Raw genomic sequence first — 26,883 nt, 5'->3', positions numbered from 1 at the left:
CCGTACAGCCTCCGGAAACGGCTACGGGGCGGGCCATGCCGACCGGCATGCCCCGCCCCGCGCGCCTGTCCGCTGCCACGGCAGCGACCCGTCTACCGGTAGTTGGCGAACTGCACCGCGAAGTCGAGGTCCTTGCCCTTGATCAGCGCCTGCACCGCCTGCAGGTCGTCCCGGCTCTTGGAGCTGACCCGCAGCTCCTCGCCCTGGACCTGCGCCTTGACGCCCTTCGGGCCCTCATCGCGGATGATCTTCGCCACCTTCTTGGCGTTCTCCTGGGAGATGCCCTCCTCGATCGAGGCGAAGATCTTGTACTCCTTGCCGGAAAGCTGCGGCTCACCCGCGTCCAGCGACTTCAGGGAGATCCCGCGCTTGATCAGCTTGGACTGGAAGATGTCGAGGATCGCCTTGACCCGCTCCTCGCCGTTCGCCTCCATCAGGATCTTCTCGCCGGACCAGGAGATCGACGCGCCCGTGCCCTTGAAGTCGTAGCGCTGGGAGATCTCCTTGGCGGCCTGGTTGAGGGCGTTGTCGACCTCCTGCCGCTCGACCTTCGAGACGATGTCGAAACTGGAGTCGGCCATGACGTGTGGCTCCTTGCGTCGTATGCGTTGGGGGTACGGACAAAGCCTAGCCACCCCCGCGCGCGCCCGGTGCTGATCAATCAGGTGGCGTAGCACCCCTGGGCATCAGGTATCGTTTACGACGTCGCCAAGGACCCCTCACCGGGATCCGACGCGTCGTTCCAGGCGGTGTGCCCGAGTGGCCAAAGGGAGCAGACTGTAAATCTGCCGGCTCAGCCTACCCAGGTTCGAACCCTGGCGCCGCCACAGGACGGGAAACCCCGTCCGATCTGCTTAACCGCAGGTCGGGCGGGGTTTCTGCGTGTGTGCGACGTACGGTGAACCGCCCGCGCCCGGCCTGCGTCTTTCCTGGTGATCGCCGTCCCACAGGCAACAGGAGCACCGACCGTGACCCACAAGGACGTTGAGCGGACCGACGAGCAGGGTTACGGCCCCGCGCCCTGGTGGGCGGACCTCGGGGCGTGGGGGGCCCTCGTGCTGATCGTCGTCGGGGGGCTCGGGGCGGCGTGGGTCTTCTTCCGGCTGCCCGGTACCCTGGATGAGCTGTGGACCGGCTACTACCAGGCCGCCAAGGTCATCGCCATCGGCATGGTGATCGCGGGGACCGCCCTGATGGGCCGTCGTCGCGCCGGGGCCGAAGGGGCCGAAGACGTCGAAGGGGCCGAAGCCGTCGGGGAGGCGGACCACCCGGAGCGCGGCTGACGCCCCTGGCAGCAGCGCGCACGTGGCCCCTAAGCGTCATGCTGTCGCCGCACCATCTCGGTGATCCAGACCGGCGCGTACGGGGACGTGCAGCCCGGGGACGTCGGGTAGTCCTTCAGCACCTCCAGGCGCTCACCGATGCCGAGCGCCCGGGCGCGGTGCTCCTCGTGCGAGATGCCGATCTGGGCCAGGCAGTGGTTCATCGCCCACTGCAGACGGTCCGGGGCGGTCTTCATCTCCGCCTCGACGGTGTCGAGCAGCCCCGCGAGGTCGAGGCCCTCGGGCCTCTTCGCCACGCGTTCCGTCGTCAGCGCCCAGCCGGCACTCGCGACCACCGGGTCCGGATCGGCGGACCAGGCCAGGCGCAGTTCCTCGGCGTGCGGGCTCTTCTTCACCACGTAGCCGACGAGCCAGTCGTGCACCTTGGGGGTGCGCGCCCCGCGCAGCATGGCGTCCAGCTCGTCGCGCTCGAACGCCTTGGGGCGGCAGATCAGGAGCGCCAGCAGCCGCGCCGCGGTGTCTTCCGTCTCCCAGAGCCGGCGGGCCAGTTCCTGTTGCGTCTTCAGCCGCTTCGCGAGCGCGCGCAGCTTGCCGAGGTTCACCCCGTGGTCGTCGCCGTGCCTCTCGTTCACGTCGCGGATCCTCGGATCCTCGAGCGCGGCCAGCTCGGCCATCACCTCGGTCACCGTCGTCCCGCTCGGCGTCGTTCCGGCCACCTCGGTCTCCTGTCCCTCGCGTGGGCATTCACCCTACGACCCGGAGTCCGCCCCGGCCGGGCGCCGCAGGAGGTGCAGACCGGCCCACGCGACCAGGACGGCCATGCTCGCGATGAAGACGAGCCCCGCGTCCTGGAGCCCGATGTGGTCCGAGAGGATGCCCACCCCGATCACCGGCAGCGAAATGCCCGCGTACGCCACCACGAACAGCGTCGAGATCACCGCCGCCCGTCCGCCCTCGGGCGACGTAGCGGCCACCTGCGACAGGGCCGCCCGGAATGCCAGCCCCTGCCCCGCACCGCCCAGGAGCGCGCTCAGCACGATCAGAGGCAGGAGCTGCCACCAGATCGCAGCCGCGAGCAGTGCCAGCCCGCCGAGGAGGCCGACACAGCCCAGCGGCAGTGAGCGCTGCTCGCCGATCCTGCCCACCGCCGACTGCCCGGCGACCGAGGCGAAGAAGGCCAGGGCGACGATCAGCCCGCCCACGGCGTGGTTGTCCACGTCCAGGAACTCGGAGAGGAACGCCGGACTCACCGAGGTGAACACCCCGAACAGGGCGAACCCCACGAACGAGGCGAGTGCCGCGGGCCGGAACACCGCCCGCACCTGTGGTGGCACCCCGGGGCGCTGCGGCCGTACGGTCCTCAACGGGCGCCGCTCGGCCACGGTCTCCCTCAGGCCGAGCAGGAGGAGCACCGAAGCGGCCACCAGCACCATGTGCACGATGAACGGCAGATGGAGCGGCCAGGGTGCGTACTGGGCGAGGATTCCGGCGAGCAGCGGACCGCAGCCGAGGCCGCCCATGTTGGCGGCCGTCGCCACGAACGAGGCGCGGGGCGAGCCCTGACCGGGCGCCAGCTCCATGACGTACGCGGTGGCCGCCCCGGTGAACAGCCCGGCCGAGAGGCCCGACAGCAGCCGCCCCGCGAAGAGCCAGCCCAGGGCGGTGGCGCACAGGAAGCAGACGGCGCTCGCCGCCGCGCAGCCCAGGCCCACCAGCAGTACGGGCCGTCTGCCGACCGCGTCGGAGGCGTTGCCCGCCAGCAGGAGCACCCCGATGACGCCGAAGGCGTAGACGGCGTACACGACGGTCACCATCAGCTCGGAGAACCCGAGTTCGTCCTGGTAGAGGCTGTACAGCGGGGTCGGCAGGGTCGTGCCCGCCATGCATACGGCGAACACCGCCCCACTGAGAAAGCAGGGGAGCCAACCTCGGCGATCAAGGACACCGGCCATGCGGCCGACGCTATCCCGCGGGCGCTCCGGCAGGCGGCAACGCCTCGCGCCGCGGGGCGTCGGCCGCCCCGGGCCTCAGTTCCCCGCGACGTCCTTCACCGCGACGGCCACGGGCTTGCTCCCGCTGATCAGTTCCAGCGTCAGCCCCGCCGTCGCCGGGGTGTCCAGCAGCTCCAGCAGCACCGCCGCCACGTCGTCGCGGGGGACGGGGCCGCGGCCCGTCGAGGCGGCGAGCAGGACCTGGCCGGTCCCGGCGTCGTTCGTGAGCATTCCGGGGCGCAGGACCGTCCAGTCCAGGCCGCTCCTGGAGCGTACGTACGCGTCCGCCTCGCCCTTGGCCCGCTGGTAGATGTCGAACACCTCGTCGCCCCGGTGGTCGGGGTCGGCGCCCATGGAGGACACCACGACGTAGCGCCGCACCCCCGCGCGTTCCGCCGCGTCCGCGAAGAGCACGGCCGCTCCGCGGTCCACCGTGTCCTTGCGTGTCGAACCGCTGTTCGGGCCGGCGCCGGCCGCGAAGACCGCGGCGTCCGCCCCTCGCAGGACCTCGGCCACCTCCTCGACGGACGCCGATTCGAGGTCGAGGACGGCGGGCTCGGCCCCCGCCGCCCTGAGGTCCTCGCTCTGCTGCGGGTTGCGGATGACACCCACCGCTTCGTCACCGCGCGCGGCGAGCAGCCGCCCGAGCCGCAGCGCGATCTGACCATGTCCACCTGCAATGACAATGCGCATGCTTCCGACCGTACGCCGCGGGGAGCGCTCGTGCTCAAGGCCCGCCGCAGGGGCCGGAATCGGTGCGTCCCTGACGGGGGAGACCGAGGGCGGCCGCGGCGGTCCCGGAGTCCCGATACTCGCGTACGGCACTGGTCCGCGCCACCACCCGTCCCCGGTGCACCACGATCCTGCTGTACGCGAGGGAGAGCGCCCCGGCCAGGTTGTCGCCGCGCACGGCGAGCAGTTCGGCGGGGAAGCCGGCCTCGACGCGCACCCCGGGCAGGCCCAGGGCCGCTCTGGCGGTGCCGGAGACGGCGTCGTAGGCGTGTTCGGGGGAGAGGCCCTCCTGCGAGGCCAGCAGGTACGCCGCCTCCAGGGGGTCGCCGCGGCCGACGGGGTTGAAGCCGTCGCGCAGGGCTCCGCCGCCCGCGGCCACCCGCACCCCGGCGGCCCGCAGCAGCCGTACCGGCGGGGTGCCCCGCAGCCGGGCGCCGGAGCAGCCGCCCTGGGGGAGGCAGACCACGGTCACACCGGCGGCGGCGAGCCGGTCGGCGGTGCGGGCCGCCTCGTCGCCGGGAAGCCGTGAGAGGCCCGCACAGGGCCCGAGGGAGACGCCGGGGCGGAGACCGCCGGCCATGGCCGTCAGCCGGGCGAGGCGGGCGGGGTCGTCACCGTCCGTGTGCAGATCGACGGGGAGCCCGTGGGCGGCGGCGAGTTCCAGGACCGCTTCCGTGTGGCCGGACGGGTCGGGGTCGAGGTCGGGGGAGCCGCCGATCACGCCCGCCCCCATGTCCACGGCGTCGCGGAGCGCGGCGAGGCCGTCGGCGCCCGCGACACCCGTCAGGAGTCGGGGCACGGCGACGGCGGTCAGCTCGGTGAGGTCCCGGAGGGTCCGGCGGGCCGCCAGGACGCCTTCCAGGGGGCCGAGGCCCTGTACGTCGCCGACGCGCACATGGGCGCGCAGCGCGGTGGCCCCGTGGCTGAGCTGGAGCAGCGCGGCCTCGGTGGCACGGCGCCGTACGTCCTCGGGGCGGTGGGACGGCGGGCCCGCCGCGGTGCCGGTGAGCGCGGTGTCGGCGTGGGCGTGGGGCTCGGCGGGGGCGGGGAGCAGGAGGTACCCGCGCAGGTCCAGGCGGGTCCCCTGGGTGGTGAGGCTGCCCGCCGTGCCGACGGCCTCGATGCGCGGCCCGGCGATCCGTACGTCGACGGCGCGCCCGTCCGTGAGCAGGGCTCCGCCGAGCAGGAGCGCCGGCGTCCCGCCGGGGCTTTCGGGCATCGCACCGCTCCTGGGAGGAAGGCAGGATCACGCAGGTGCGCCGAGCCTAGGACGGGCCCCTGCCCGCTCCGAGGAGGGGCGAATTAGTCGTACGAATGTGGCCTCGTGGGGCGGCGGGGGAGAGGGGCGCCGCAGGGCCCGGGGGGTGCGTCCCCGTGGGTGGCGTACCGGCTGATCAAGGGCCTGATCAGGGGGTCCGTGGCGGGGTCGGCCCGGGGGGTGCGCGGGGGTCCGGTGAGGGCCGCGGAAACGGATTTGGGCGATCGGCGACAGACCGTGTAATGTCTTCCTCGCTCGCCCCAATAGCTCAGTCGGTAGAGCGTCTCCATGGTAAGGAGAAGGTCTGCGGTTCGATTCCGCATTGGGGCTCTGGTGATCGGGTAACCCCGCTTCGGCGGGGAAGCCCGGCATCAAAGCGGTGTAGCTCAGTCGGTAGAGCAAGCGGCTCATAATCGCTGTGTCACCGGTTCAAGTCCGGTCACCGCTACTAACGGTAGCCGATTGTGGGGTCGGTCCTTCGATCGGCTACTCTTTTTTGCGTTCATCCGTCCATCCGTCCGTCCAAGGAGCACTCACGTGGCTGCCACCGACGTCCGCCCGAAGATCACGCTGGCCTGCGTGGAGTGCAAGGAGCGGAACTACATCACCAAGAAGAACCGGCGTAACAACCCGGACCGTCTTGAGATGAAGAAGCACTGCCCGCGCTGCAACTCTCACACCGCGCACCGCGAAACGCGCTGAAACAGGCTCGTACACGAGGCCGTCCCCACTGGGGGCGGCCTCGTGTCGTTGTATGGGGGTGTGTTTCTCGCCCTATTCGACTTTCACCAGGAGGTACCGGGCTCATGGCGCTCGACCAGTCCTTCGTTGGGCGGACCTATCCGCCCACCCCGGCGTACGAGGTCGGCCGGGAGAAGATCCGGGAGTTCGCGGAGGCGGTGGGTGACACCAATCCCGCGTACGTGGATCCGGAGGCCGCCAAGGCACTGGGGTACGCGGATGTGATCGCCCCGCCCACGTTCGTCTTCTCGATCACCTTCAGGGCGGCGGGCCAGGTCGTCCAGGACCCGCAGCTGGGGCTGGACTACAGCCGTGTGGTGCACGGTGACCAGAAGTTCGCCTATGTGCGCCCCGTGCGGGCGGGGGACCGGCTGACGGTCACCTCGACCATCGAGGGCATCAAGTCGATGGCGGGCAACGACATCCTGGACATCCGCGGCGAGGTGCACGACGAGTCCGGTGAGCACGTGGTGACCGCGTGGACGAAGCTGGTGGCGCGAGCCGCCGAGGAGGCGTGATGACGGCGACCATCGCTTACGGGGCGGTCGAGGTCGGTACGGAGCTGCCGGCGCGGTCGTTCCCGGTGACCCGGGCGACGCTGGTGCAGTACGCGGGCGCCTCCGGTGACTTCAACCCGATCCACTGGAACGAGAAGTTCGCGCGCGAGGTCGGCCTGCCGGACGTGATCGCGCACGGCATGTTCACCATGGCCGAGGCGGTCAGGGTGGTCACGGACTGGGCCGGTGACCCGGGCGCGGTCGTCGAGTACGGGGTCCGGTTCACCAAGCCGGTCGTCGTGCCGAACGACGACACCGGCGCGCTGATCGAGGTCAGCGGCAAGGTCGCCGCGAAGCTGGACGACAACCTCGTGCGCGTCGACCTGACGGTGACGAGCGACGCCAAGAAGGTGCTGGGCATGTCCCGCGCCGTCGTCCGCCTCGCCTGAGCGGAAGCACCACCGAGCGGAGGGGCGCCCCGGACGGCGCCCCTCCGCCCTCGGTTTCCGCGCGGACGCCGCCCTTGACATGTTAGTGAGTGACCAATAACTTACTGCCATGGCAAGGATGAGCGCGGAGGACAGGCGGGAGAGCGTCGTACGTGCGGCGGTCGCGGAATTCGCCCGCAGTGGGTACAACGGCACCTCGACGGAGGCGATCGCCAAGCGCGTCGGTGTCTCGCAGCCGTATCTGTTCCGCCTCTTCCCCAGCAAGCAGGCCATCTTCCTCGCGGCGTCCGAGCGGTGCCTCGCCGACACCCGGGAGGTGTTCCTGCGGGCGGCCGAGGGGCTGGAGGGGGAGGAGGCGTCCCAGGCGCTGGCCGCGGCGTACCAGTGGCTGATCGTGGACGACCCCGACAAGCTGCTGATGCAGATGCAGATGTACGCGGCCGTCGCGGCGGCCGAAGCGGCGGGTGACCACGAGTTCGGTGAGCGTCTGCGGCTCGGCTGGGTGGAGATGTGGGACGCGCTCCACCTCGTGCTGGGGGCGGACCAGGAGGAGACCACGTCGTTCCTGGCGTACGGAATGCTCATCAACACGCTGGCCTCGCTGGGCTTCCCGGCCGGTCATCGCGTGTGGTCCGGCTTCCATCTCGCGGCCAGGCCGAAGTGACCCTGCGGGCGGGTCCGTCCGGGGCCGGCCCGGAGGGGTGACCGCTTTTTGCCCGCTCAAGTTAGTCATTGATAACTAATCCCTGGGGGGATGCAGTGAAGCAGCAAACATCCGGTCGCGGGGGAGCCGTCTGGGCCCTCGTCATCACGAGCGTCGCCGGCTTCATGGCGGCGCTCGACAACCTCGTCGTCACCACCGCCCTGCCGTCCATCCGCGAGAGCCTCGGAGGCCGGCTGGAGGAGCTCGAGTGGACGGTGAACGCCTACACCCTCACCTTCGCGGTCCTGCTGATGACGGGCGCCGCGCTCGGTGACCGCTTCGGCCGGCGCCGGCTGTTCCTGGCCGGCCTCTCGGTCTTCACCGCGGCCTCCGCGGCCGCCGCCCTCTCGCCGGGCATCGAGGAACTCATCGCCTTCCGCGCCGTCCAGGGCGTCGGAGCCGCGGTCATGATGCCGCTCACCCTCACCCTGCTCACCGCCGCCGTCCCGCCCGCCAGGCGCGGCATGGCCCTCGGCTTCTTCGGCGCGGTCACCGGACTCGCCGTCGCCAGCGGCCCCCTGATCGGCGGGAGCCTCACCGAACACATCTCCTGGCAGTGGATCTTCTGGCTGAACGTCCCGGTCGGCCTGGTCCTCCTGCCCCTGGCACGCCTGCGGCTGGCCGAGTCGTACGCCCCCGAGGCCAAGCTCGACGTGCCCGGCACCGTCCTGGTCAGCGGCGGCCTCTTCGGCATCGTCTACGCGCTCGTCAGCAGCACGAGCGACGGCTGGACCGACCCGCTCGTGCTGACCGGCCTGATCGCGGGGACGCTCCTCCTGGGCGTCTTCGTCCGCCACGGGTTCCGCGCGAAGAACCCGGTCCTGCCCATGCGGCTCTTCCGCGACCGCGCCTTCTTCGGGATCAACACGGCGAGCCTGCTGATGTTCCTGGGCATGTTCGGCTCGATCTTCCTGCTCAGTCAGTTCCTCCAGAACGTGCTGGGGTACTCGCCGACCGAGGCGGGCCTGCGGATGCTCCCGTGGACGGGGATGCCGATGCTCGTCGCGCCCGTCGCCGGATATCTCTCCGACCGGTTCGGCGGCCGCCCCGTGGTGGTGACCGGCCTCTTCCTCCAGGCGGTGGGCCTCGGCCTCTTCGCCACGGTCCTGGAGCCGGACGTCGCCTACACGGCCCAGCTGCCCGGCCTGATCGTCGGCGGCGTCGGCATGGCCATGTACTTCGCGCCCGCCGCCAGCCTCGTGATGTCCAGCGTCCGGCCGGGGGAGCAGGGCATCGCCTCCGGGGCCAACAACGCCCTGCGTGAGGTCGGCGGGGCCCTCGGGGTCGCCGTACTGGCCGCGGTCTTCTCCGCCCAGGGCGGATACGGCTCCCCGCAGGCCTTCACCGACGGGACCGTGCCGGCCCTGTGGATCGGCGCCGGTGTGGTGGCGCTCGCAGCGCTCATGGCCCTGCTCATCCCGCGCCGCGGGCCGAAGCCCGGCCAGGCGCCCGAGGCCGCCGAGGAGCGTGTCCCCGTCGCCGCGTGACCTCCGGTCCGCACGCGTACGGTCCGTACGGTCCATGGCCCGCCCCCGGGACGTGGACCGTACTCTTGTCCCCGTGCAGGAACTCCACGACGCCCCCCTCGCCCCCCTGACCACCTTCCGCCTCGGCGGCCCGGCCAGCCGCCTCCTGACGGCCACCACCGACGCGGAGGTGATCGCCGCCGTACGCGAGGCCGACGACAGCGGCACCCCGCTCCTGGTCATCGGCGGCGGCTCCAACCTGGTCATCGGCGACAAGGGCTTCGACGGAACGGCCCTGCGCATCGCTACCAAGGGCTTCGAGCTCTCCGGTACGGCGCTCGAACTCGCCGCCGGCGAGGTCTGGACCGACGCCGTGGCCCGTACGGTCGAGGCGGGACTGGCCGGGATCGAGTGCCTCGCCGGGATCCCCGGGTCCGCCGGGGCGACACCGATCCAGAACGTCGGCGCCTACGGGCAGGAGGTGTCCTCGGTCATCACCGAGGTCGTCGCCTACGACCGGCACACCCGGGAGACGGTCACCCTCCCGAACGAGGCCTGCGCGTTCTCGTACCGCCACAGCCGTTTCAAGGCCGAACCCGACCGCTTCGTCGTGCTCCGGGTGCGGTTCGGGCTGGAGGACGCGGGCGGACGGTCCGCGCCGCTGCGCTACCCCGAGACGGCCAGGGCCATGGGCGTCGAACAGGGTGACCGCGTTCCCGCCGCCTCCGCCAGCGAAACCGTCCTCCGGCTGAGGGCGGGCAAGGGCATGGTGCTCGACCCGGAGGACCACGACACCTGGTCGGCCGGGTCCTTCTTCACCAACCCGATCCTCGACGAGGCGCAGCACGCGCTCTTCCTCGCCCGCGCTGCCGAGCGCCTGGGCGCGGACGTCACGCCCCCGGCCTACCCCGCCGGCGACGGCCGGGTGAAGACCTCGGCGGCCTGGCTCATCGACAAGGCGGGCTTCACCAAGGGGTACGGCGCGGGCCCCGCGCGCATCTCCACCAAGCACACGCTCGCCCTCACCAACCGGGGCGACGCGACCACCGAGGACCTGCTGGCCCTGGCCCGCGAGGTCGTCGCCGGGGTCCAGGAGGCCTTCGGGGTCACCCTCGTCAACGAGCCGGTGACGGTGGGCGTCAGCCTGTAAGCCCGAGCCCGGGCCCGAGCCCGGGCTCAGTAGGCGACGCCCACACCCTGCTTCACCGCGGCCGGCTCGTCGATCAGGGCCAGCATCGCGTGGGCCACATCGGCCCGCGCGATGGACCGGCCGCTGCGCGGGGTGCCTCCCACGACCGTCCGGTACGCCCCCGTCAGCGGCCCGTTCGTCAGCTTCGGCGGCCGCACCGACGTCCAGTCCGTCGCGCTCGCGGCCAACGCGGCCTCCATGCGCGCCAGATCGGCGTACACCTCCTTGAGGACCGTGCCGATCACCCTGCGGACCGCACGGTCCAGCAGCGGGTCGTCCGCCGGCTCCGGGCCGACCGGGGCCGCGCTCACGACCAGCAGTCGCCGCACCCCCTCCGCCTCCATCGCCTCCAGCACCCGCCCGGTGAGCCGCTCCGCGACATCGCCGGCCTTACGGCCCCGCGCCCCGAGCCCGGAGAGCACGGCGTCCCGCCCCGCCACCGCCTCCCGTACGGCCGCCTCGTCGCCCAGCGGCACGACCGCGTGCAGGGCGGCACCACGGAGCCCCTCCGGGAGCAGAGCGGGATCGCGGACCACCGCCGTCACCTCGTGCCCCGCCGCCAGCGCCTGCCGCACGACCTCCTGGCCGACTGCCCCCGTCGCCCCGAACACTGTGAGCCTCATCGCGCACGCCCCTCCTGAGTGGGTGAGTATTCACTTACCCATAGGGTGAGCGGACACTCACCCCTTCGTCAAGCCTTGCTGGAGCATCCATGGAGCAGAAGCCGGCCCGCGTCCGCATCGTCGATGCGGCCCATGAGCTCATGCTCGGCATCGGCCTCGCGCGGACGACGACGAAAGAGATCGCCAAGGCCGCCGGATGTTCCGAGGCCGCGCTCTACAAGTACTTCGCGAGCAAGGAGGAGCTCTTCGTGACCGTGCTCGGCGAACGCATGCCGAGACTGGGCCCGCTCCTCGGCGATCTGGAGGCGGGCAAGGGGGACCTGGAACAGAACCTCACCGAGGTCGCCCGCCAGGCCGCGCTCTTCTACCAGCAGACCTTCCCGGTGCTCGCCTCGCTGTACGCCGAGCCGCAGCTCAAGCGCCGTCACGAAGCGGCGATGCGCGAGATGGGCACAGGCCCCCACCTGCCGATCCAGGGCCTCGACGCCTATCTCCGGGCCGAACAGCGGGCGGGCCGTATCAGCCCCGGGGCCGACACCTACGCGGCCGCCTCCCTGCTGTTGGGCGCCTGCGCGCAGCGCGCCTTCGCCTACGAGGTGGGCGCCGCCCCGCAGTCACTGGACGACTTCGCCGCATCCCTCGCGCGCACCCTCCTGGGCGGCATCAGCTAGCGCCGCGGCAGCCAAGGTTCGCCCCGGCGCAAACCTTGGCTGACGCGGCACTAGCCAGCCACGCGTCGATCCCGTCCAGCAGCTTCGCCCGCACCTCCACGGGCGCCACCGAGCCCCGCACGGACTGCCGCGCCAGCTCGGCGAGTTCCTCGTCGGTGAACGCGTGATGACGGCGTACGAGGTCGTACTGCGCGGCCAGCCGGGAACCGAAGAGCAGCGGATCGTCCGCGCCGAGCGCCATCGGCACCCCCGCGTCGAACAGAGTGCGCAGGGGTACATCGGCGGGCTTCTCGTAGACGCCGAGCGCCACGTTGGACGCCGGGCAGACCTCGCAGGTCACCCCGCGCTCCGCCAGCTTGCGCAGCAGCCTGGGGTCCTCGGCCGCGCGGACGCCGTGCCCGATCCGGGCCGCGTCGAGGTCGTCCAGACAGTCCCGGACGCTGGAGGGGCCGGAGAGCTCGCCGCCGTGCGGGGCCGCCAGCAGACCGCCCTCGCGGGCGATGGCGAAGGCGCGGTCGAAGTCGCGGGCCATACCGCGGCGTTCGTCGTTGGAGAGGCCGAAGCCGATGACACCCTGGTCCGCGTACCGCACGGCGAGCCGGGCCAGCGTGCGGGCGTCCAGCGGGTGCTTCATCCGGTTCGCCGCGATCACCACCCGGATCCCGAGCCCGGTGTCGCGGGCCGCACGGTCCACGGCGTCCAGGATGACCTCGATCGCCGGGATGAGCCCTCCGAGCAGCGGGGCGTACGAAGTGGGGTCGACCTGGATCTCCAGCCACCCCGAACCGTCCGCCACGTCCTCCATGGCGGTCTCGCGCACCAGCCGCTGGATGTCCTCCGGCGAGCGGAGGCAGGACCGGGCGATGTCGTAGAGGCGCTGGAAGCGGAACCAGCCGCGCTCGTCGGTGGCCCGCAGCCTGGGCGGCTCACCACCGGTCAGGGCATCGGGCAGATGCACGCCGTACTTGTCCGCGAGTTCGAGCAGGGTCGTGGGCCGCATCGACCCGGTGAAGTGCAGGTGCAGGTGGGCCTTGGGCAACAGCCGTACGTCACGCTCCATCGATCGATCTTGCCGCACCCGAGGGGCCCGGCGGTAGCCGGATTCCCTTGTGAGTTACCCGTCGAACAAAAAAGTGGCCCCCGGCCGGAGCCGGGGGCCACATCACTCAGGTGGAGGTTCCGCGTCAGTCGCGGGCCTCGCCCAGCAGCTTCTGGAGCCGGGAGACGCCCTCGACGAGGTCGTCGTCGCCCAGCGCGTAGGACAGCCGCAGGTAACCCGGCGTACCGAACGCCTCGCCCGGCACCACGGCCACCTCGGCCTCGTCCAGGATGAGGGCCGCGAGCTCGACGGAGTCCGCCGGGCGCTTGCCGCGGATCTCCTTGCCGAGCAGCCCCTTCACCGACGGGTACACGTAGAACGCGCCCTCGGGCTCGGGGCAGAACACGCCGTCGATCTCGTTGAGCATGCGCACGATCGTCTTACGGCGGCGGTCGAAGGCGGTGCCCATCTCGGCGACTGCGTCCAGCGGACCGGAGACCGCGGCGAGCGCGGCGGCCTGCGCGACGTTGTTCACGTTGGACGTGGCGTGCGACTGCAGGTTGGTCGCGGCCTTCACGATGTCCTTCGGGCCGATGATCCAGCCGACCCGCCAGCCGGTCATGGCGTACGTCTTGGCGACACCGTTGACCACGATGCACTTGTCCCGCAGCTCGGGCACGACCGCGGGGAGCGAGGCGGCGGCCGCGCCCCCGTAGACCAGGTGCTCGTAGATCTCGTCCGTCATCACCCAGAGCTCGTGCTCGACGGCCCAGCGGCCGATCGCCTCGGTCTCGGCCTCGCTGTAGACGGCGCCCGTCGGGTTGGACGGGGAGACGAACAGGACGACCTTCGTGCGCTCGGTGCGCGCCGCTTCGAGCTGCTCCACGGAAACCCGGTAGCCGGTGGTCTCGTCGGCCACGACCTCGACCGGGACACCGCCGGCGAGACGGATGGACTCGGGGTAGGTCGTCCAGTACGGGGCGGGGACGATGACCTCGTCGCCCGGGTCGAGGACCGCGGCGAAGGCCTCGTAGATGGCCTGCTTGCCGCCGTTGGTCACCAGGACCTGGGAGGCGTCGATCTCGTAGCCGGAGTCGCGCAGCGTCTTCGCCACGATGGCGGCCTTGAGCTCGGGGAGCCCGCCCGCCGGGGTGTAGCGGTGGTACTTCGGGTTGCGGCACGCCTCGATGGCGGCGTCCACGATGTAACCGGGGGTCGGGAAGTCGGGCTCACCGGCGCCGAAACCGATCACCGGACGTCCGGCGGCCTTGAGGGCCTTGGCCTTGGCGTCGACGGCGAGGGTGGCGGACTCGGAGATGGCACCGATGCGGGCCGAGACCCGGCGCTCGGACGGAGAAGTTGCAGCGCTCATGCCCCCATGCTCGCAGACCGGAAATCCCCTCGGCACAGGGGTTTCAGGGACCGGACAGCACTCGGACAGCATCCGGACAGGACCGGTCGGTAGTTGTCTGTTCGACGCAGCGCCCATGAACACGTACACTCACCTGTCGTTGGCCTTCATCAGCCACACCGTTTTTCCCGACCGGCCCGCCGGGGAGGATGCGGTAGGTTGGTGGAAACCACAAAGGGTCGTAGCTCAATTGGTAGAGCACTGGTCTCCAAAACCAGCGGTTGGGGGTTCAAGTCCCTCCGGCCCTGCTACACACTCCTTCGCCAGGATGTGTGCGCATGTACGTACTTCAATGCACCGCCGTGCGGCTCCACCGGGCGCGGCACGGCCACGACCCGGAATCAGGTGAGTAGCGTGACGGACGCCGTGGGCTCCATCGACATGCCTGATGCCGAGGACGAAGCCCCCGAGTCGAAGAAGAAGACCCGGAAGGGCGGCAAGCGCGGCAAGAAGGGCCCTCTGGGCCGTCTCGCGCTGTTCTACCGCCAGATCGTCGCCGAGCTCCGCAAGGTCGTATGGCCTACGCGCAGCCAGCTGTCGACGTACACGGCCGTGGTGATCGTGTTCGTGGTCGTCATGATCGGTCTCGTCACCGTGATTGACTTCGGATTTGCGCGGGTCATCAAGTACGTCTTCGGCTGATCCCCGCGGAGGGCGCCTCATCGGCGCCCCTTTCGCATGTTCCACCCATTTGTATCCAGGAAGAAGCAGCCATCGTGTCTGACCCGAACCTGAACGACGACGCCGAGCCCACGGCGAGCGCCGTCGAGTCCGCCGAGGACGAGCTCGACATCGTCGAGGCGGCGGATGCCGTGGCCCCGGACCAGGTCGACGCTGCTGACGCCGCCGCGGGTGAGCCCGCCGAGCAGGACGCCGTACGGGTCGAGTCCGACGAGGACGCCGCAGAGGTCGAGTCCGACGAGGACGAAGAGGCCGCCGAGTCCGCCGAGGACGAGGCAGAGGACGACGCCGAGGAGGCCGAGCCGGCCTCCCCCGTCGACGCCGTGGCCGCCCTCCGTGACGAGCTGCGTGGACTTCCCGGCGAGTGGTACGTCATCCACACGTACGCCGGTTACGAGAAGCGCGTGAAGGCCAACCTGGAGCAGCGCGCCGTCTCGCTCAACGTCGAGGACTTCATCTACCAGGCCGAGGTGCCCGAGGAAGAGATCGTCCAGATCAAGAACGGTGAGCGGAAGAACGTCCGTCAGAACAAGCTCCCGGGTTACGTCCTGGTGCGCATGGACCTGACGAACGAGTCCTGGGGTGTTGTCCGTAACACGCCCGGCGTCACCGGCTTCGTGGGCAACGCCTACGACCCGTACCCGCTGACCCTGGACGAGATCGTCAAGATGCTCGCCCCCGAGGCCGAGGAGAAGGCGGCCCGCGAGGCGGCCGAGGCCGAGGGCAAGCCGGCTCCGGCCCGCAAGGTCGAGGTCCAGGTCCTGGACTTCGAGGTGGGCGACTCGGTCACCGTCACCGACGGCCCGTTCGCGACCCTGCAGGCGACGATCAACGAGATCAACGCCGACTCGAAGAAGGTCAAGGGCCTCGTCGAGATCTTCGGTCGCGAGACCCCGGTCGAGCTCAGCTTCGACCAGATCCAGAAGAACTGACGGCCTCACCGCCCGTTCCTGGACACATGCCTACCGAGCAGGTCAGACAGGCTTCGCAGCCGGTCTGACCTGCTCGGTTTTTGGTCGCGCAGCTATACCCGTTATCGTTGTGCGGTATGCCTCCATCCGGATGACCGGAATGGCGGCGAAACACTCTCACTAGGACCCGGAGAGAGCAATGCCTCCCAAGAAGAAGAAGGTCACGGGGCTTATCAAGCTCCAGATCAACGCCGGTGCGGCCAACCCGGCGCCGCCGGTCGGTCCCGCACTGGGCCAGCACGGCGTCAACATCATGGAGTTCTGCAAGGCCTACAACGCCGCGACCGAGTCGCAGCGTGGCATGGTCGTGCCGGTGGAGATCACGGTCTACGAGGACCGCTCCTTCACCTTCATCACGAAGACTCCGCCGGCCGCCAAGCTGATCCTCAAGGCCGCGGGTGTGGACAAGGGCTCCGGCGAGCCGCACAAGACCAAGGTCGCCAAGCTCACGGCCGACCAGGTCCGCGAGATCGCCACGACCAAGCTCCCCGACCTGAACGCCAACGACCTCGACGCCGCGTCGAAGATCATCGCTGGCACCGCCCGTTCCATGGGCATCACGGTCGAAGGCTGAGTCAGCCCCGTAGCCCCCAGTGGTAGGACCAAGCGCTGGTCCGCACCACGACTCCACACTCTGAACCCACAGGAGTAGAAGTGAAGCGCAGCAAGAACCTCCGCGCTGCGGACGCGAAGATCGACCGGGAGCGCCAGTACGCCCCGCTCGAGGCCGTCCGTGTCGCCAAGGACACCGCCTCCACGAAGTTCGACAGCACCGTCGAGGTCGCGTTCGCGCTGGGTGTAGACCCGCGCAAGGCCGACCAGATGGTCCGTGGCACCGTGAACCTCCCGCACGGCACCGGCAAGACCGCCCGGGTCCTGGTCTTCGCGACCGGTGACCGTGCTGCGGCCGCGGAAGCCGCGGGCGCCGACATCGTCGGCGCCGACGAGCTCATCGACGAGGTGGCGAAGGGCCGTCTGGACTTCGACGCCGTCGTCGCCACGCCGGACCTCATGGGCAAGGTCGGCCGCCTGGGCCGCGTGCTCGGTCCGCGTGGTCTGATGCCGAACCCGAAGACCGGCACCGTCACCCCCGATGTCGTCAAGGCTGTCAACGACATCAAGGGCGGAAAGATCGAGTTCCGCGTCGACAAGCACTCGAACCTGCACTTCATCATCGGAAAGACCTCTTTCGATGACACGAAGCTGGTCGAGAACTACGGCGCGGCGCTCGAGGAGATCCTCCGTCTGAAGCCGTCCGCCGCGAAGGGCCGCTTCATCAAGAAGGCGACCCTGAGCACGACGATGGGCCCCGGCATCCCGCTGGACGCCAACCGCGTGCGCAACCTCCTCGTCGAGGAGGACCCGGCCGCCGTCTGAGCCCCCGTGCTCACCCGGTAGCCGCGTCACGGCATGGGACGGGCCCCGCAGCCTCTTCGGAGACTGCGGGGCCCGTCCTCGTACGTGGAGGCCACAGGGCCGATGAGAGGCGCTTAAACCTCTCGCACCGGTCGAACCGGGACGGATTTGCTCCGAACGGCCCCGGTCGCGTAGTCTCACCAAGAAGCCAAAGACCGCTGGTCGTCACCGTGTCCTCGTAAGGGGAAATGGTGACCGAAGGATCCGTCGAGAACGGGCGACCTGCGCAGGTGACTGTGGAAAGCTCCCGGATTCATTCGGTCGAGCTACGCCCTGGCGCCTGCGCCGGGGCGTTTCGTCTTTCCCGGCCCCTTCTGAGCGGTCCTCATCACCCGGAAGGAGGCCGACGCTCATGGCAAGGCCCGACAAGGCTGCCGCGGTAGCCGAGCTGACGGACCAGTTCCGCAGCTCGAACGCCGCTGTGCTGACCGAGTACCGGGGTCTCACCGTGGCACAGCTCAAGGAGCTGCGCCGTTCGCTCGGTGAGAACGCCCAGTACGCCGTGGTGAAGAACACGCTGACCAAGATTGCGGCCAACGAGGCCGGGATCGACACGCTGGACGACCTGTTCTCGGGTCCGACGGCGGTTGCCTTCGTCACCGGTGACCCGGTGGAGTCGGCGAAGGGTCTTCGTGACTTCGCCAAGGACAACCCCAACCTCATCATCAAGGGCGGTGTCCTTGACGGTAAGGCGCTGTCCGCCGATGAGTTCAAGAAGCTCGCGGACCTCGAGTCCCGCGAGGTTCTGCTCGCCAAGCTGGCCGGCGCCATGAAGGGCAAGCAGACTCAGGCTGCGCAGCTCTTCCAGGCTCTGCCGTCGAAGTTCGTCCGCACCGCGGAAGCGCTTCGCGCCAAGAAGGCCGAGCAGGGCGGTGCCGACACGTCGGCTCCCGCCGAGGCCGAGGTGGCGGAGTAACCCTCCGCCCTCACGGCTCGCAGCGGGCCCGTACGCCCGCCTACATATACATCCGGCACCCCCTGCCGAATTAGTGGAAGGACGCCATCATGGCGAAGCTCAGCCAGGAAGACCTGCTCGCTCAGTTCGAGGAGCTCACCCTCATCGAGCTCTCCGAGTTCGTTAAGGCCTTCGAGGAGAAGTTCGACGTCACCGCCGCCGCGGCCGTCGCCGTCGCCGGCCCCGCCGCCGGTGGCCCCGCCGCCGAGGCCGAGGCCGAGCAGGACGAGTTCGACGTCATCCTCACGGGTGCCGGCGAGAAGAAGATCCAGGTCATCAAGGTCGTGCGTGAGCTGACCTCGCTGGGCCTGAAGGAGGCCAAGGACCTCGTCGACGGCACCCCGAAGCCGGTCCTCGAGAAGGTCGCCAAGGAGGCCGCCGAGAAGGCTGCCGAGTCCCTCAAGGCCGCCGGCGCTTCCGTCGAGGTCAAGTGACCCTGCGAGTCATCTGACTCCCCAGGACCGTCTCTGCCGCAAGGCGGGGATGTCACATCGCAAAGGGCGATCACCCATCCGGGTGGTCGCCCTTTGGCGTGCCCCAGGAGCCTGCCTTGATCTTCCGCGCGCGACGAGTAGGGTGATCTTTCGCCGTGCGTTTCTCCGGGGCGCCCGCGAGGCGTCAACCGGCGTCCTCCGGACGCAGGTGAAGATCGCCGGGCGTCCGTCGGGACCCTCGGGGCCTTGACGAACCGCACGCGGCGCGCAATTCTCAGGACGCGTCGTCATCTCGATCCGCATCCGAGGCATGGATCGAGAGCGAAGAGGGCAGTAAAGAAGAGCGCACACCGCGCGAGGGCTATTCATAGGTGTTGAGAACAGCTGTTGAGAGCAACGTGGGTCTCTGAGAACCCCGACTGGACATCAGTGGGCCGCTTGGCTACACTGACCCTTTGCGCTGCCTGTTAGCTGCCTCCTGCCCGTCACCAGGGGCATGCCCACGCCTAGCACCGATGACCGGATATTCCCTGACCTTGGGATTCCTGTCTCTGTGTGCGGCTTGGGGCCGGTACGCGCGTAGTGAGTCCGAGCCCTCGGAAGGACCCCCTCTTGGCCGCCTCGCGCAACGCCTCGACCTCGAATACGAACAACGGTGCCAGCACCGCCCCGCTGCGCATCTCTTTTGCAAAGATCAAGGAGCCCCTCGAGGTTCCGAACCTCCTCGCGCTGCAGACCGAGAGCTTTGACTGGCTCCTCGGCAATGCCGCCTGGAAGGCTCGCGTCGAGGCTGCTCTGGACAGCGGACAAGACGTCCCCACCAAGTCCGGCCTGGAGGAAATCTTCGAGGAGATCTCCCCGATCGAGGACTTCTCCGGGTCGATGTCGCTCACCTTCCGCGACCACCGCTTCGAGCCCCCGAAGAACTCGATCGACGAGTGCAAGGAGCGCGACTTCACGTTCGCCGCGCCGCTCTTCGTCACGGCCGAGTTCACCAACAACGAGACCGGCGAGATCAAGTCCCAGACGGTCTTCATGGGCGACTTCCCGCTCATGACCAACAAGGGCACCTTCGTCATCAACGGCACCGAGCGTGTCGTCGTGTCGCAGCTCGTGCGCTCGCCGGGTGTCTACTTCGACTCCTCCATCGACAAGACGTCCGACAAGGACATCTTCTCAGCCAAGATCATCCCGTCCCGGGGTGCCTGGCTGGAGATGGAGATCGACAAGCGCGACATGGTCGGTGTCCGCATCGACCGCAAGCGCAAGCAGTCCGTCACCGTCCTCCTGAAGGCTCTCGGCTGGACCACCGAGCAGATCCTCGAGGAGTTCGGCGAGTACGAGTCGATGCGCGCCACCCTGGAGAAGGACCACACCCAGGGCCAGGACGACGCGCTGCTCGACATCTACCGCAAGCTGCGTCCGGGCGAGCCGCCCACGCGTGAGGCCGCTCAGACGCTGCTCGAGAACCTCTACTTCAACCCGAAGCGCTACGACCTCGCGAAGGTCGGCCGCTACAAGGTGAACAAGAAGCTCGGCGCCGATGAGCCGCTCGACGCCGGTGTCCTCACCAGCGACGACATCATCGCCACCATCAAGTACCTGGTGAAGCTGCACGCCGGCGAGACCGAGACGGTCGGCGAGTCCGGCCGCTCGATCATGGTCGAGACCGACGACATCGACCACTTCGGCAACCGCCGTATCCGTAACGTCGGTGAGCTGATCCAGAACCAGGTCCGTACGGGTCTCGCCCGTATGGAGCGTGTCGTGCGTGAGCGCATGACCACCCAGGACGTCGAGGCGATCACGCCGCAGACCCTGATCAACATCCGGCCGGTCGTCGCCTCCATCAAGGAGTTCTTCGGCACCAGCCAGCTGTCCCAGTTCATGGACCAGAACAACCCGCTGTCGGGGCTGACGCACAAGCGTCGTCTGAACGCCCTCGGCCCGGGTGGTCTGTCCCGTGAGCGGGCCGGCTTCGAGGTCCGTGACGTCCACCCGTCGCACTACGGCCGCATGTGCCCGATCGAGACGCCCGAAGGCCCGAACATCGGTCTGATCGGCTCGCTGGCCTCCTACGGGCGTATCAACCCGTTCGGCTTCATCGAGACGCCGTACCGCAAGGTCGTCGAGGGCGTCGTCACCGACGACGTCGACTACCTGACGGCCGACGAAGAGGACCGCTTCGTGATCGCCCAGGCGAACGCGACGCTCTCCGACGACATGCGCTTCACCGAGGCCCGTGTGCTGGTCCGCCGTCGTGGCGGCGAGATCGACTACATCCCCGGCGACGACGTCGACTACATGGACGTCTCGCCGCGCCAGATGGTGTCGGTCGCCACCGCGATGATCCCGTTCCTCGAGCACGACGACGCCAACCGTGCCCTCATGGGCGCGAACATGATGCGTCAGGCCGTCCCGCTCATCAAGAGCGAGGCGCCGCTGGTCGGCACGGGCATGGAGTACCGCTGTGCCACCGACGCCGGTGACGTGCTCAAGGCGGAGAAGGCGGGTGTGGTTCAGGAGGTCTCCGCGGACTACATCACCGTGACGAACGACGACGGCACGTACACCACGTACCGCATCTCGAAGTTCTCGCGCTCCAACCAGGGCACCTCGGTCAACCAGAAGGTCGTCGTCTCCGAGGGCGACCGCGTCATCGAGAGCCAGGTCCTCGCCGACGGCCCCGCCACCGAGAACGGTGAGATGGCGCTCGGCAAGAACCTCCTCGTGGCGTTCATGCCCTGGGAGGGTCACAACTACGAGGACGCGATCATCCTGTCGCAGCGCCTCGTGCAGGACGACGTCCTCTCCTCGATCCACATCGAGGAGCACGAGGTCGACGCCCGTGACACCAAGCTCGGCCCGGAGGAGATCACCCGGGACATCCCGAACGTCTCCGAAGAGGTCCTCGCCGACCTCGACGAGCGCGGCATCATCCGTATCGGTGCCGAGGTCGTCGCCGGCGACATCCTCGTCGGCAAGGTCACGCCCAAGGGTGAGACCGAGCTGACCCCGGAGGAGCGTCTGCTCCGCGCGATCTTCGGCGAGAAGGCGCGCGAGGTGCGCGACACCTCGCTGAAGGTGCCGCACGGTGAGATCGGCAAGGTCATCGGCGTCCGCGTCTTCGACCGCGAAGAGGGCGACGAGCTGCCGCCGGGCGTGAACCAGCTGGTCCGCGTCTACGTCGCGCAGAAGCGCAAGATCACCGATGGTGACAAGCTCGCCGGCCGTCACGGCAACAAGGGCGTCATCTCGAAGATCCTCCCGATCGAGGACATGCCGTTCCTGGAGGACGGCACCCCGGTCGACATCATCCTCAACCCGCTGGGTGTCCCGTCCCGAATGAACCCGGGACAGGTCCTGGAGATCCACCTCGGCTGGCTCGCCAGCCGCGGCTGGGACGTCTCCGGCCTCGGTGACGAGTGGGCCCAGCGCCTGCAGGCCATCGGCGCCGACCAGGTCGCCCCCGGCACCAACGTCGCCACCCCCGTCTTCGACGGTGCGCGCGAGGACGAGATCACCGGCCTCTTCCAGGCCACGATCCCGAACCGCGACGGCGACCGGCTGGTCCTGCCCTCGGGCAAGGCCAACCTGTTCGACGGCCGCTCCGGCGAGCCGTTCCCGGACCCGGTCTCGATCGGGTACATGTACATCCTCAAGCTGCACCACCTGGTCGACGACAAGCTCCACGCCCGTTCGACCGGCCCGTACTCCATGATCACGCAGCAGCCGCTGGGTGGTAAGGCGCAGTTCGGTGGGCAGCGATTCGGTGAGATGGAGGTGTGGGCCCTTGAGGCTTACGGCGCCGCATACGCCCTCCAGGAACTGCTGACGATCAAGTCCGACGACGTGACCGGCCGCGTGAAGGTCTACGAGGCGATCGTCAAGGGCGAGAACATCCCCGAGCCCGGCATCCCCGAGTCCTTCAAGGTGCTCATCAAGGAGATGCAGTCGCTCTGCCTCAACGTGGAGGTGCTGTCCTCGGACGGCATGTCCATCGAGATGCGCGACACGGACGAGGACGTCTTCCGCGCGGCGGAGGAGCTCGGTATCGACCTGTCCCGGCGCGAGCCGAGCAGCGTCGAAGAGGTCTGACGGGTTGTCCGGCCGGATCCTCGTGATCCGGCCGGCTCTCCCCGGACCCGTTCAGACCATTGCTGAAGTGCCCCGATTTCTCGCGTGACGCGAGGGGGCTCGAACCCCCGAAAGAGGGATTGACGACAAGTGCTCGACGTCAACTTCTTCGACGAGCTGCGGATCGGCCTTGCCACCGCGGACGACATCCGGACCTGGTCCCACGGCGAAGTGAAGAAGCCGGAGACCATCAACTACCGCACGCTCAAGCCCGAAAAGGACGGACTCTTCTGCGAGAAGATCTTCGGTCCGACCCGGGACTGGGAGTGCTACTGCGGCAAGTACAAGCGTGTCCGCTTCAAGGGCATCATCTGTGAGCGCTGTGGCGTCGAGGTCACTCGTGCCAAGGTGCGCCGTGAGCGCATGGGCCACATCGAGCTTGCCGCTCCCGTCACCCACATCTGGTACTTCAAGGGCGTCCCGTCGCGCCTGGGCTACCTGCTGGACCTCGCGCCGAAGGACCTCGAGAAGGTCATCTACTTCGCCGCGTACATGATCACGTTCGTCGACGAGGAGCGCCGCACGCGCGACCTCCCGTCGCTGGAGGCGCACGTCTCCGTCGAGCGCCAGCAGGTCGAGAACCGTCGCGACTCGGACCTCGAGAACCGTGCCAAGAAGCTCGAGACCGACCTGGCCGAGCTCGAGGCCGAGGGCGCCAAGGCCGACGTACGCCGCAAGGTGCGCGAAGGTGCCGAGCGTGAGATGAAGCAGCTGCGTGACCGTGCGCAGCGCGAGATCGACCGTCTCGACGAGGTGTGGAGCCGCTTCAAGAACCTCAAGGTCCAGGACCTCGAGGGCGACGAGCTGCTCTACCGCGAGCTGCGTGACCGCTTCGGCACGTACTTCGACGGCTGCATGGGCGCTGCCGCCCTGCAGAAGCGCCTGGAGTCCTTCGACCTCGACGAGGAGGCCGAGCGCCTCCGCGAGATCATCCGTACCGGCAAGGGCCAGAAGAAGACCCGTGCGCTCAAGCGTCTCAAGGTCGTCTCCGCGTTCCTGCAGACCAGCAACAAGCCCAAGGGCATGGTGCTCGACTGCGTGCCGGTCATCCCGCCGGACCTGCGTCCGATGGTGCAGCTGGACGGTGGCCGCTTCGCGACCTCCGACCTGAACGACCTGTACCGCCGTGTGATCAACCGCAACAACCGCCTCAAGCGTCTCCTTGACCTCGGTGCCCCCGAGATCATCGTGAACAACGAGAAGCGGATGCTGCAGGAGGCCGTCGACGCGCTGTTCGACAACGGCCGCCGCGGTCGCCCGGTCACCGGTCCCGGTAACCGTCCCCTGAAGTCCCTCAGCGACATGCTGAAGGGCAAGCAGGGCCGTTTCCGTCAGAACCTCCTCGGCAAGCGCGTGGACTACTCCGCGCGTTCCGTGATCGTCGTCGGTCCGCAGCTCAAGCTGCACCAGTGCGGTCTGCCGAAGGCGATGGCGCTGGAGCTCTTCAAGCCGTTCGTGATGAAGCGCCTGGTGGACCTGAACCACGCGCAGAACATCAAGTCGGCCAAGCGCATGGTCGAGCGTGGCCGCACCGTCGTGTACGACGTCCTCGAAGAGGTCATCGCCGAGCACCCGGTGCTGCTGAACCGTGCGCCCACCCTGCACCGCCTCGGCATCCAGGCCTTCGAGCCGCAGCTGGTCGAGGGCAAGGCCATCCAGATCCACCCGCTCGTCTGCACCGCGTTCAACGCGGACTTCGACGGTGACCAGATGGCCGTGCACCTTCCGCTCTCCGCGGAGGCGCAGGCCGAGGCCCGCATCCTGATGCTGTCCTCGAACAACATCCTGAAGCCGGCCGACGGTCGTCCCGTCACCATGCCGACCCAGGACATGGTGCTGGGTCTCTTCTTCCTCACCACGGACGAAGAGGGCCGCAACGTCAAGGGCACGGACCGCGCGTTCGGCTCCACTGCCGAGGCCACCATGGCCTTCGACGCCCGCGAGCTGTCGCTCCAGGCGAAGGTCGACATCCGCTTCCCGGTGGGCACCATGCCCCCGCGTGGCTGGGTGCCGCCGGTCGCCGAGGAGGGCGAGCCCGAGTACCAGCCGGGTGACACCTTCCGCCTGCGGACGAGCCTGGGGCGCGCGCTCTTCAACGAGCTGCTGCCCGAGGACTACCCGTTCGTCGACTACTCGGTGGGCAAGAAGCAGCTCTCCGAGATCGTCAACGACCTGGCCGAGCGCTACCCCAAGGTCATCGTGGCGGCGACGCTCGACAACCTGAAGGCGGCCGGTTTCCACTGGGCCACCCGCTCCGGTGTGACCGTGGCCATCTCCGACGTCGTCGTGCCCGAGGCCAAGAAGGCCATCGTCAGGGGCTACGAGGAGCAGGACGAGAAGGTCCAGAAGCAGTACGAGCGCGGTCTCATCACCAAGGACGAGCGCACGCAGGAGCTCATCGCGATCTGGACCAAGGCGACCAACGAGGTTGCCGAGGCGATGAACGCGAACTTCCCGAAGACGAACCCCATCTTCATGATGGTCGACTCGGGTGCCCGAGGAAACATGATGCAGATGCGTCAGATCGCGGGTATGCGTGGTCTGGTGTCGAACGCCAAGAACGAGACGATTCCCCGTCCCATCAAGGCGTCCTTCCGTGAGGGCCTCACCGTTCTGGAGTACTTCATCTCCACGCACGGTGCCCGTAAGGGTCTGGCGGACACCGCCCTGCGTACCGCCGACTCGGGTTACCTGACCCGTCGTCTGGTGGACGTCTCGCAGGACGTGATCATCCGCGAGGAGGACTGTGGCACCGACCGCGGCCTCAAGCTGAAGATCGCCGTCAAGGGCGCCGACGGCGTGCTCCGCAAGACGGAGGACGTCGAGACCTCGGTCTACGCCCGCATGCTCGCCGAGGACGTCGTCGTCGACGGCAAGGTCATCGCGCCTGCCAACGTCGACCTCGGTGACGTCCTGATCGACGCCCTGGTGGGCGCCGGCGTCGAGGAGGTCAAGACCCGCTCGGTCCTGACCTGTGAGTCCGCGGTCGGCACCTGTGCCTTCTGCTACGGACGCTCGCTCGCCACCGGCAAGCTGGTCGACATCGGTGAGGCGGTCGGCATCATCGCCGCCCAGTCCATCGGTGAGCCCGGTACCCAGCTGACGATGCGTACCTTCCACACCGGTGGTGTGGCCGGTGACGACATCACGCAGGGTCTGCCCCGTGTCGTCGAGCTCTTCGAGGCGCGTACCCCCAAGGGTGTCGCCCCGATCTCGGAGGCCAAGGGCCGGGTCCGCATCGAGGAGACCGAGAAGACCAAGAAGCTCGTCGTCACCCCGGACGACGGCAGCGAGGAGACGGCGTTCCCGATCTCCAAGCGTGCCCGTCTCCTGGTCGGCGAGGGCGACGCGGTCGAGGTGGGCCAGAAGCTCACCGTCGGTGCCACCAACCCGCACGACGTGCTGCGGATCCTCGGTCAGCGCGCGGTCCAGGTCCACCTGGTCGGCGAGGTCCAGAAGGTCTACAACTCGCAGGGCGTGTCGATCCACGACAAGCACATCGAGATCATCATCCGGCAGATGCTGCGCCGTGTGACGATCATCGAGTCCGGCGACGCGGAGCTGCTGCCGGGCGAGCTCGTCGAGCGCTCGAAGTTCGAGACCGAGAACCGTCGTGTGGTCACCGAGGGCGGTCACCCCGCCTCCGGCCGTCCGCAGCTGATGGGTATCACCAAGGCATCGCTCGCCACCGAGTCGTGGCTGTCGGCGGCGTCCTTCCAGGAGACGACCAGGGTCCTGACCGACGCGGCGATCAACGCCAAGTCGGACTCCCTGATCGGCCTCAAGGAGAACGTCATCATCGGTAAGCTCATCCCGGCCGGTACGGGTCTCTCCCGCTACCGCAACATCCGGGTCGAGCCGACCGAGGAAGCCAAGGCCGCGATGTACTCGGCCGTCGGCTACGACGACATCGACTACTCGCCGTTCGGCACGGGCTCCGGCCAGGCCGTTCCGCTGGAGGACTACGACTACGGTCCGTACAACCAGTAGAAGTGAGTGAGAAGGGCGGCCATCCCGTTTCGACGGGGTGGCCGCCCTTCTGCGTGCCCGGTGCCGGCGGTCATGAGATCGCCGTGAGGTCGTCGTGAGGTCGGTCACCCGGGGTGACCGGACACGGAGGGCGGCCGGAGGGGCATATGCCGCGTTGCGGGCCCGGCGGGAACCGTTCATGCTGGTCAGCGGTGCTGTGTCGGTCGTGGGGCTGCCGACGGGAGTGGTCGGCGTAACCGGTGGCGG

At 69.0% G+C, this 26,883-nt stretch carries 24 protein-coding genes and 4 tRNA genes; 20 read left to right on the top strand and 8 right to left on the bottom strand.

The window, feature by feature from the left end:
- Positions 1-92: 92 nt before the first annotated feature.
- The gene (locus tag ACIRD8_RS08225; protein WP_099173874.1) at positions 93-581 is read right to left on the bottom strand and encodes a YajQ family cyclic di-GMP-binding protein; all 489 of its coding nucleotides are present in this window, start codon (positions 579-581) and stop codon (positions 93-95) included.
- A gap of 164 nt (positions 582-745) precedes the next feature.
- On the opposite strand from ACIRD8_RS08225, the gene ACIRD8_RS08220 reads away from it, so the two are divergent.
- Both ACIRD8_RS08220 and ACIRD8_RS08215 read left to right on the top strand, forming a co-directional pair.
- Positions 746-827 (top strand) — tRNA-Tyr (locus tag ACIRD8_RS08220).
- Positions 828-968: 141 nt separating this feature from the next.
- The gene (locus ACIRD8_RS08215; RefSeq protein ID WP_403987864.1) at positions 969-1,283 is read left to right on the top strand and encodes a hypothetical protein; all 315 of its coding nucleotides are present in this window, start codon (positions 969-971) and stop codon (positions 1,281-1,283) included.
- A 29-nt stretch (positions 1,284-1,312) separates the two neighbouring features.
- On the opposite strand, the gene ACIRD8_RS08210 is transcribed toward ACIRD8_RS08215, so the two are convergent.
- The 4 genes from ACIRD8_RS08210 to ACIRD8_RS08195 form a co-directional block, all read right to left on the bottom strand.
- The gene (locus ACIRD8_RS08210) at positions 1,313-1,957 is read right to left on the bottom strand and encodes a DNA alkylation repair protein (RefSeq protein WP_403988683.1); all 645 of its coding nucleotides are present in this window, start codon (positions 1,955-1,957) and stop codon (positions 1,313-1,315) included.
- A gap of 75 nt (positions 1,958-2,032) precedes the next feature.
- Positions 2,033-3,235 (bottom strand): MFS transporter, encoded by a 1,203-nt coding sequence (locus ACIRD8_RS08205; RefSeq protein ID WP_403987861.1) that lies wholly within the window; start codon positions 3,233-3,235, stop codon positions 2,033-2,035.
- A 75-nt stretch (positions 3,236-3,310) separates the two neighbouring features.
- Complete coding sequence (locus ACIRD8_RS08200) at positions 3,311-3,967, bottom strand: SDR family oxidoreductase (RefSeq protein WP_403987859.1); 657 nt, start codon at positions 3,965-3,967, stop codon at positions 3,311-3,313.
- A 34-nt stretch (positions 3,968-4,001) separates the two neighbouring features.
- Complete coding sequence (locus tag ACIRD8_RS08195) at positions 4,002-5,225, bottom strand: amidohydrolase family protein (protein WP_403987856.1); 1,224 nt, start codon at positions 5,223-5,225, stop codon at positions 4,002-4,004.
- Between the two features lie 296 nt (positions 5,226-5,521).
- Here ACIRD8_RS08195 and ACIRD8_RS08190 point away from each other — a divergent pair.
- The 8 genes from ACIRD8_RS08190 (at position 5,522) to ACIRD8_RS08155 (ending at position 10,270) form a co-directional block, all read left to right on the top strand.
- Positions 5,522-5,594 (top strand) — tRNA-Thr (locus ACIRD8_RS08190).
- Between the two features lie 45 nt (positions 5,595-5,639).
- Positions 5,640-5,712, top strand: a tRNA-Met gene (locus tag ACIRD8_RS08185).
- 89 nt (positions 5,713-5,801) lie between these two features.
- Complete coding sequence (gene rpmG / locus ACIRD8_RS08180) at positions 5,802-5,966, top strand: 50S ribosomal protein L33 (RefSeq protein WP_003956487.1); 165 nt, start codon at positions 5,802-5,804, stop codon at positions 5,964-5,966.
- Between the two features lie 104 nt (positions 5,967-6,070).
- Complete coding sequence (locus ACIRD8_RS08175; protein WP_403987853.1) at positions 6,071-6,523, top strand: MaoC family dehydratase N-terminal domain-containing protein; 453 nt, start codon at positions 6,071-6,073, stop codon at positions 6,521-6,523.
- A complete protein-coding gene (locus ACIRD8_RS08170) occupies positions 6,523-6,951 on the top strand; it encodes a MaoC family dehydratase (protein WP_403987850.1) in 429 nt (142 codons plus the stop codon). The genes ACIRD8_RS08175 and ACIRD8_RS08170 overlap by 1 nt, the downstream gene beginning before the upstream one ends.
- A gap of 118 nt (positions 6,952-7,069) precedes the next feature.
- A complete protein-coding gene (locus ACIRD8_RS08165) occupies positions 7,070-7,615 on the top strand; it encodes a TetR/AcrR family transcriptional regulator (RefSeq protein ID WP_403988681.1) in 546 nt (181 codons plus the stop codon).
- Positions 7,616-7,710: 95 nt separating this feature from the next.
- On the top strand, positions 7,711-9,141 hold the full coding sequence (locus ACIRD8_RS08160; protein ID WP_403987847.1) for an MFS transporter: 1,431 nt from the start codon (positions 7,711-7,713) through the stop codon (positions 9,139-9,141).
- 73 nt (positions 9,142-9,214) lie between these two features.
- Entirely contained in the window at positions 9,215-10,270 is a 1,056-nt protein-coding gene (locus ACIRD8_RS08155; RefSeq protein ID WP_403987844.1) for a UDP-N-acetylmuramate dehydrogenase, read from the top strand.
- A gap of 26 nt (positions 10,271-10,296) precedes the next feature.
- Here the strand turns inward: ACIRD8_RS08155 and ACIRD8_RS08150 are convergent, their stop codons facing one another.
- Positions 10,297-10,932, bottom strand: a complete 636-nt coding sequence (locus ACIRD8_RS08150; protein ID WP_403987842.1) for an NAD(P)-dependent oxidoreductase — start codon at positions 10,930-10,932, stop codon at positions 10,297-10,299.
- 89 nt (positions 10,933-11,021) lie between these two features.
- On the opposite strand from ACIRD8_RS08150, the gene ACIRD8_RS08145 reads away from it, so the two are divergent.
- Positions 11,022-11,603: a TetR/AcrR family transcriptional regulator gene (locus ACIRD8_RS08145; RefSeq protein ID WP_403987839.1), complete on the top strand. Its 582-nt coding sequence runs from the start codon at positions 11,022-11,024 to the stop codon at positions 11,601-11,603.
- Here the strand turns inward: ACIRD8_RS08145 and ACIRD8_RS08140 are convergent.
- On the bottom strand, positions 11,596-12,663 hold the full coding sequence (locus ACIRD8_RS08140; RefSeq protein WP_403987836.1) for an adenosine deaminase: 1,068 nt from the start codon (positions 12,661-12,663) through the stop codon (positions 11,596-11,598). The genes ACIRD8_RS08145 and ACIRD8_RS08140 overlap by 8 nt on opposite strands.
- Positions 12,664-12,787: 124 nt before the next feature.
- On the bottom strand, positions 12,788-14,014 hold the full coding sequence (locus tag ACIRD8_RS08135) for a pyridoxal phosphate-dependent aminotransferase (RefSeq protein ID WP_403987833.1): 1,227 nt from the start codon (positions 14,012-14,014) through the stop codon (positions 12,788-12,790).
- A 214-nt stretch (positions 14,015-14,228) separates the two neighbouring features.
- On the opposite strand from ACIRD8_RS08135, the gene ACIRD8_RS08130 reads away from it, so the two are divergent.
- From ACIRD8_RS08130 to ACIRD8_RS08090, 9 genes are all read left to right on the top strand, one after another.
- Positions 14,229-14,301: transfer RNA gene (locus ACIRD8_RS08130), tRNA-Trp, on the top strand.
- A gap of 106 nt (positions 14,302-14,407) precedes the next feature.
- Positions 14,408-14,695 (top strand): preprotein translocase subunit SecE, encoded by a 288-nt coding sequence (secE, locus tag ACIRD8_RS08125; RefSeq protein ID WP_031096325.1) that lies wholly within the window; start codon positions 14,408-14,410, stop codon positions 14,693-14,695.
- A gap of 74 nt (positions 14,696-14,769) precedes the next feature.
- A complete protein-coding gene (nusG, locus tag ACIRD8_RS08120; protein WP_403987830.1) occupies positions 14,770-15,666 on the top strand; it encodes a transcription termination/antitermination protein NusG in 897 nt (298 codons plus the stop codon).
- A gap of 178 nt (positions 15,667-15,844) precedes the next feature.
- A complete protein-coding gene (gene rplK, locus ACIRD8_RS08115; RefSeq protein ID WP_018550660.1) occupies positions 15,845-16,279 on the top strand; it encodes a 50S ribosomal protein L11 in 435 nt (144 codons plus the stop codon).
- A gap of 80 nt (positions 16,280-16,359) precedes the next feature.
- Positions 16,360-17,082, top strand: coding sequence for a 50S ribosomal protein L1 (rplA, locus tag ACIRD8_RS08110; protein ID WP_403987827.1), 723 nt, complete (start codon positions 16,360-16,362; stop codon positions 17,080-17,082).
- A 391-nt stretch (positions 17,083-17,473) separates the two neighbouring features.
- Positions 17,474-18,037 carry a 50S ribosomal protein L10 gene (rplJ, locus tag ACIRD8_RS08105; protein ID WP_099173858.1) on the top strand — a complete coding sequence of 188 codons (564 nt, stop codon included), beginning with the start codon at positions 17,474-17,476 and terminating at the stop codon, positions 18,035-18,037.
- An 89-nt stretch (positions 18,038-18,126) separates the two neighbouring features.
- Complete coding sequence (gene rplL, locus ACIRD8_RS08100; protein ID WP_362888588.1) at positions 18,127-18,510, top strand: 50S ribosomal protein L7/L12; 384 nt, start codon at positions 18,127-18,129, stop codon at positions 18,508-18,510.
- Between the two features lie 612 nt (positions 18,511-19,122).
- The gene (gene rpoB / locus ACIRD8_RS08095; protein ID WP_390026558.1) at positions 19,123-22,608 is read left to right on the top strand and encodes a DNA-directed RNA polymerase subunit beta; all 3,486 of its coding nucleotides are present in this window, start codon (positions 19,123-19,125) and stop codon (positions 22,606-22,608) included.
- A gap of 129 nt (positions 22,609-22,737) precedes the next feature.
- The gene (locus ACIRD8_RS08090) at positions 22,738-26,637 is read left to right on the top strand and encodes a DNA-directed RNA polymerase subunit beta' (protein WP_403987822.1); all 3,900 of its coding nucleotides are present in this window, start codon (positions 22,738-22,740) and stop codon (positions 26,635-26,637) included.
- The last annotated feature ends 246 nt before the right edge of the window (positions 26,638-26,883 follow it).

The sequence above is a fragment of the Streptomyces sp. NPDC102451 genome (assembly GCF_044765485.1).
In the GTDB taxonomy this organism is placed as follows: domain Bacteria; phylum Actinomycetota; class Actinomycetes; order Streptomycetales; family Streptomycetaceae; genus Streptomyces.
The sequence above is the reverse complement of the archived record's forward strand: the minus strand, read 5'-3'. Positions and strand labels throughout refer to the sequence as shown.

What these genes read in the sequence shown, in the direction of transcription:
- ACIRD8_RS08225 (WP_099173874.1), bottom strand. Translation starts at nt 581, where the DNA reads ATGGCCGACTCCAGTTTCGACATCGTCTCGAAGGTCGAGCGGCAGGAG.
- ACIRD8_RS08210 (WP_403988683.1), bottom strand. Translation starts at nt 1,957, where the DNA reads ATGGCCGAGCTGGCCGCGCTCGAGGATCCGAGGATCCGCGACGTGAAC.
- ACIRD8_RS08205 (WP_403987861.1), bottom strand. Translation starts at nt 3,235, where the DNA reads ATGGCCGGTGTCCTTGATCGCCGAGGTTGGCTCCCCTGCTTTCTCAGT.
- ACIRD8_RS08200 (WP_403987859.1), bottom strand. Translation starts at nt 3,967, where the DNA reads ATGCGCATTGTCATTGCAGGTGGACATGGTCAGATCGCGCTGCGGCTC.
- ACIRD8_RS08195 (WP_403987856.1), bottom strand. Translation starts at nt 5,225, where the DNA reads ATGCCCGAAAGCCCCGGCGGGACGCCGGCGCTCCTGCTCGGCGGAGCC.
- ACIRD8_RS08175 (WP_403987853.1), top strand. Translation starts at nt 6,071, where the DNA reads ATGGCGCTCGACCAGTCCTTCGTTGGGCGGACCTATCCGCCCACCCCG.
- ACIRD8_RS08170 (WP_403987850.1), top strand. Translation starts at nt 6,523, where the DNA reads ATGACGGCGACCATCGCTTACGGGGCGGTCGAGGTCGGTACGGAGCTG.
- ACIRD8_RS08165 (WP_403988681.1), top strand. Translation starts at nt 7,070, where the DNA reads ATGAGCGCGGAGGACAGGCGGGAGAGCGTCGTACGTGCGGCGGTCGCG.
- ACIRD8_RS08150 (WP_403987842.1), bottom strand. Translation starts at nt 10,932, where the DNA reads ATGAGGCTCACAGTGTTCGGGGCGACGGGGGCAGTCGGCCAGGAGGTC.
- ACIRD8_RS08145 (WP_403987839.1), top strand. Translation starts at nt 11,022, where the DNA reads ATGGAGCAGAAGCCGGCCCGCGTCCGCATCGTCGATGCGGCCCATGAG.
- ACIRD8_RS08140 (WP_403987836.1), bottom strand. Translation starts at nt 12,663, where the DNA reads ATGGAGCGTGACGTACGGCTGTTGCCCAAGGCCCACCTGCACCTGCAC.
- ACIRD8_RS08135 (WP_403987833.1), bottom strand. Translation starts at nt 14,014, where the DNA reads ATGAGCGCTGCAACTTCTCCGTCCGAGCGCCGGGTCTCGGCCCGCATC.
- rplK (WP_018550660.1), top strand. Translation starts at nt 15,845, where the DNA reads ATGCCTCCCAAGAAGAAGAAGGTCACGGGGCTTATCAAGCTCCAGATC.
- rplJ (WP_099173858.1), top strand. Translation starts at nt 17,474, where the DNA reads ATGGCAAGGCCCGACAAGGCTGCCGCGGTAGCCGAGCTGACGGACCAG.
- rplL (WP_362888588.1), top strand. Translation starts at nt 18,127, where the DNA reads ATGGCGAAGCTCAGCCAGGAAGACCTGCTCGCTCAGTTCGAGGAGCTC.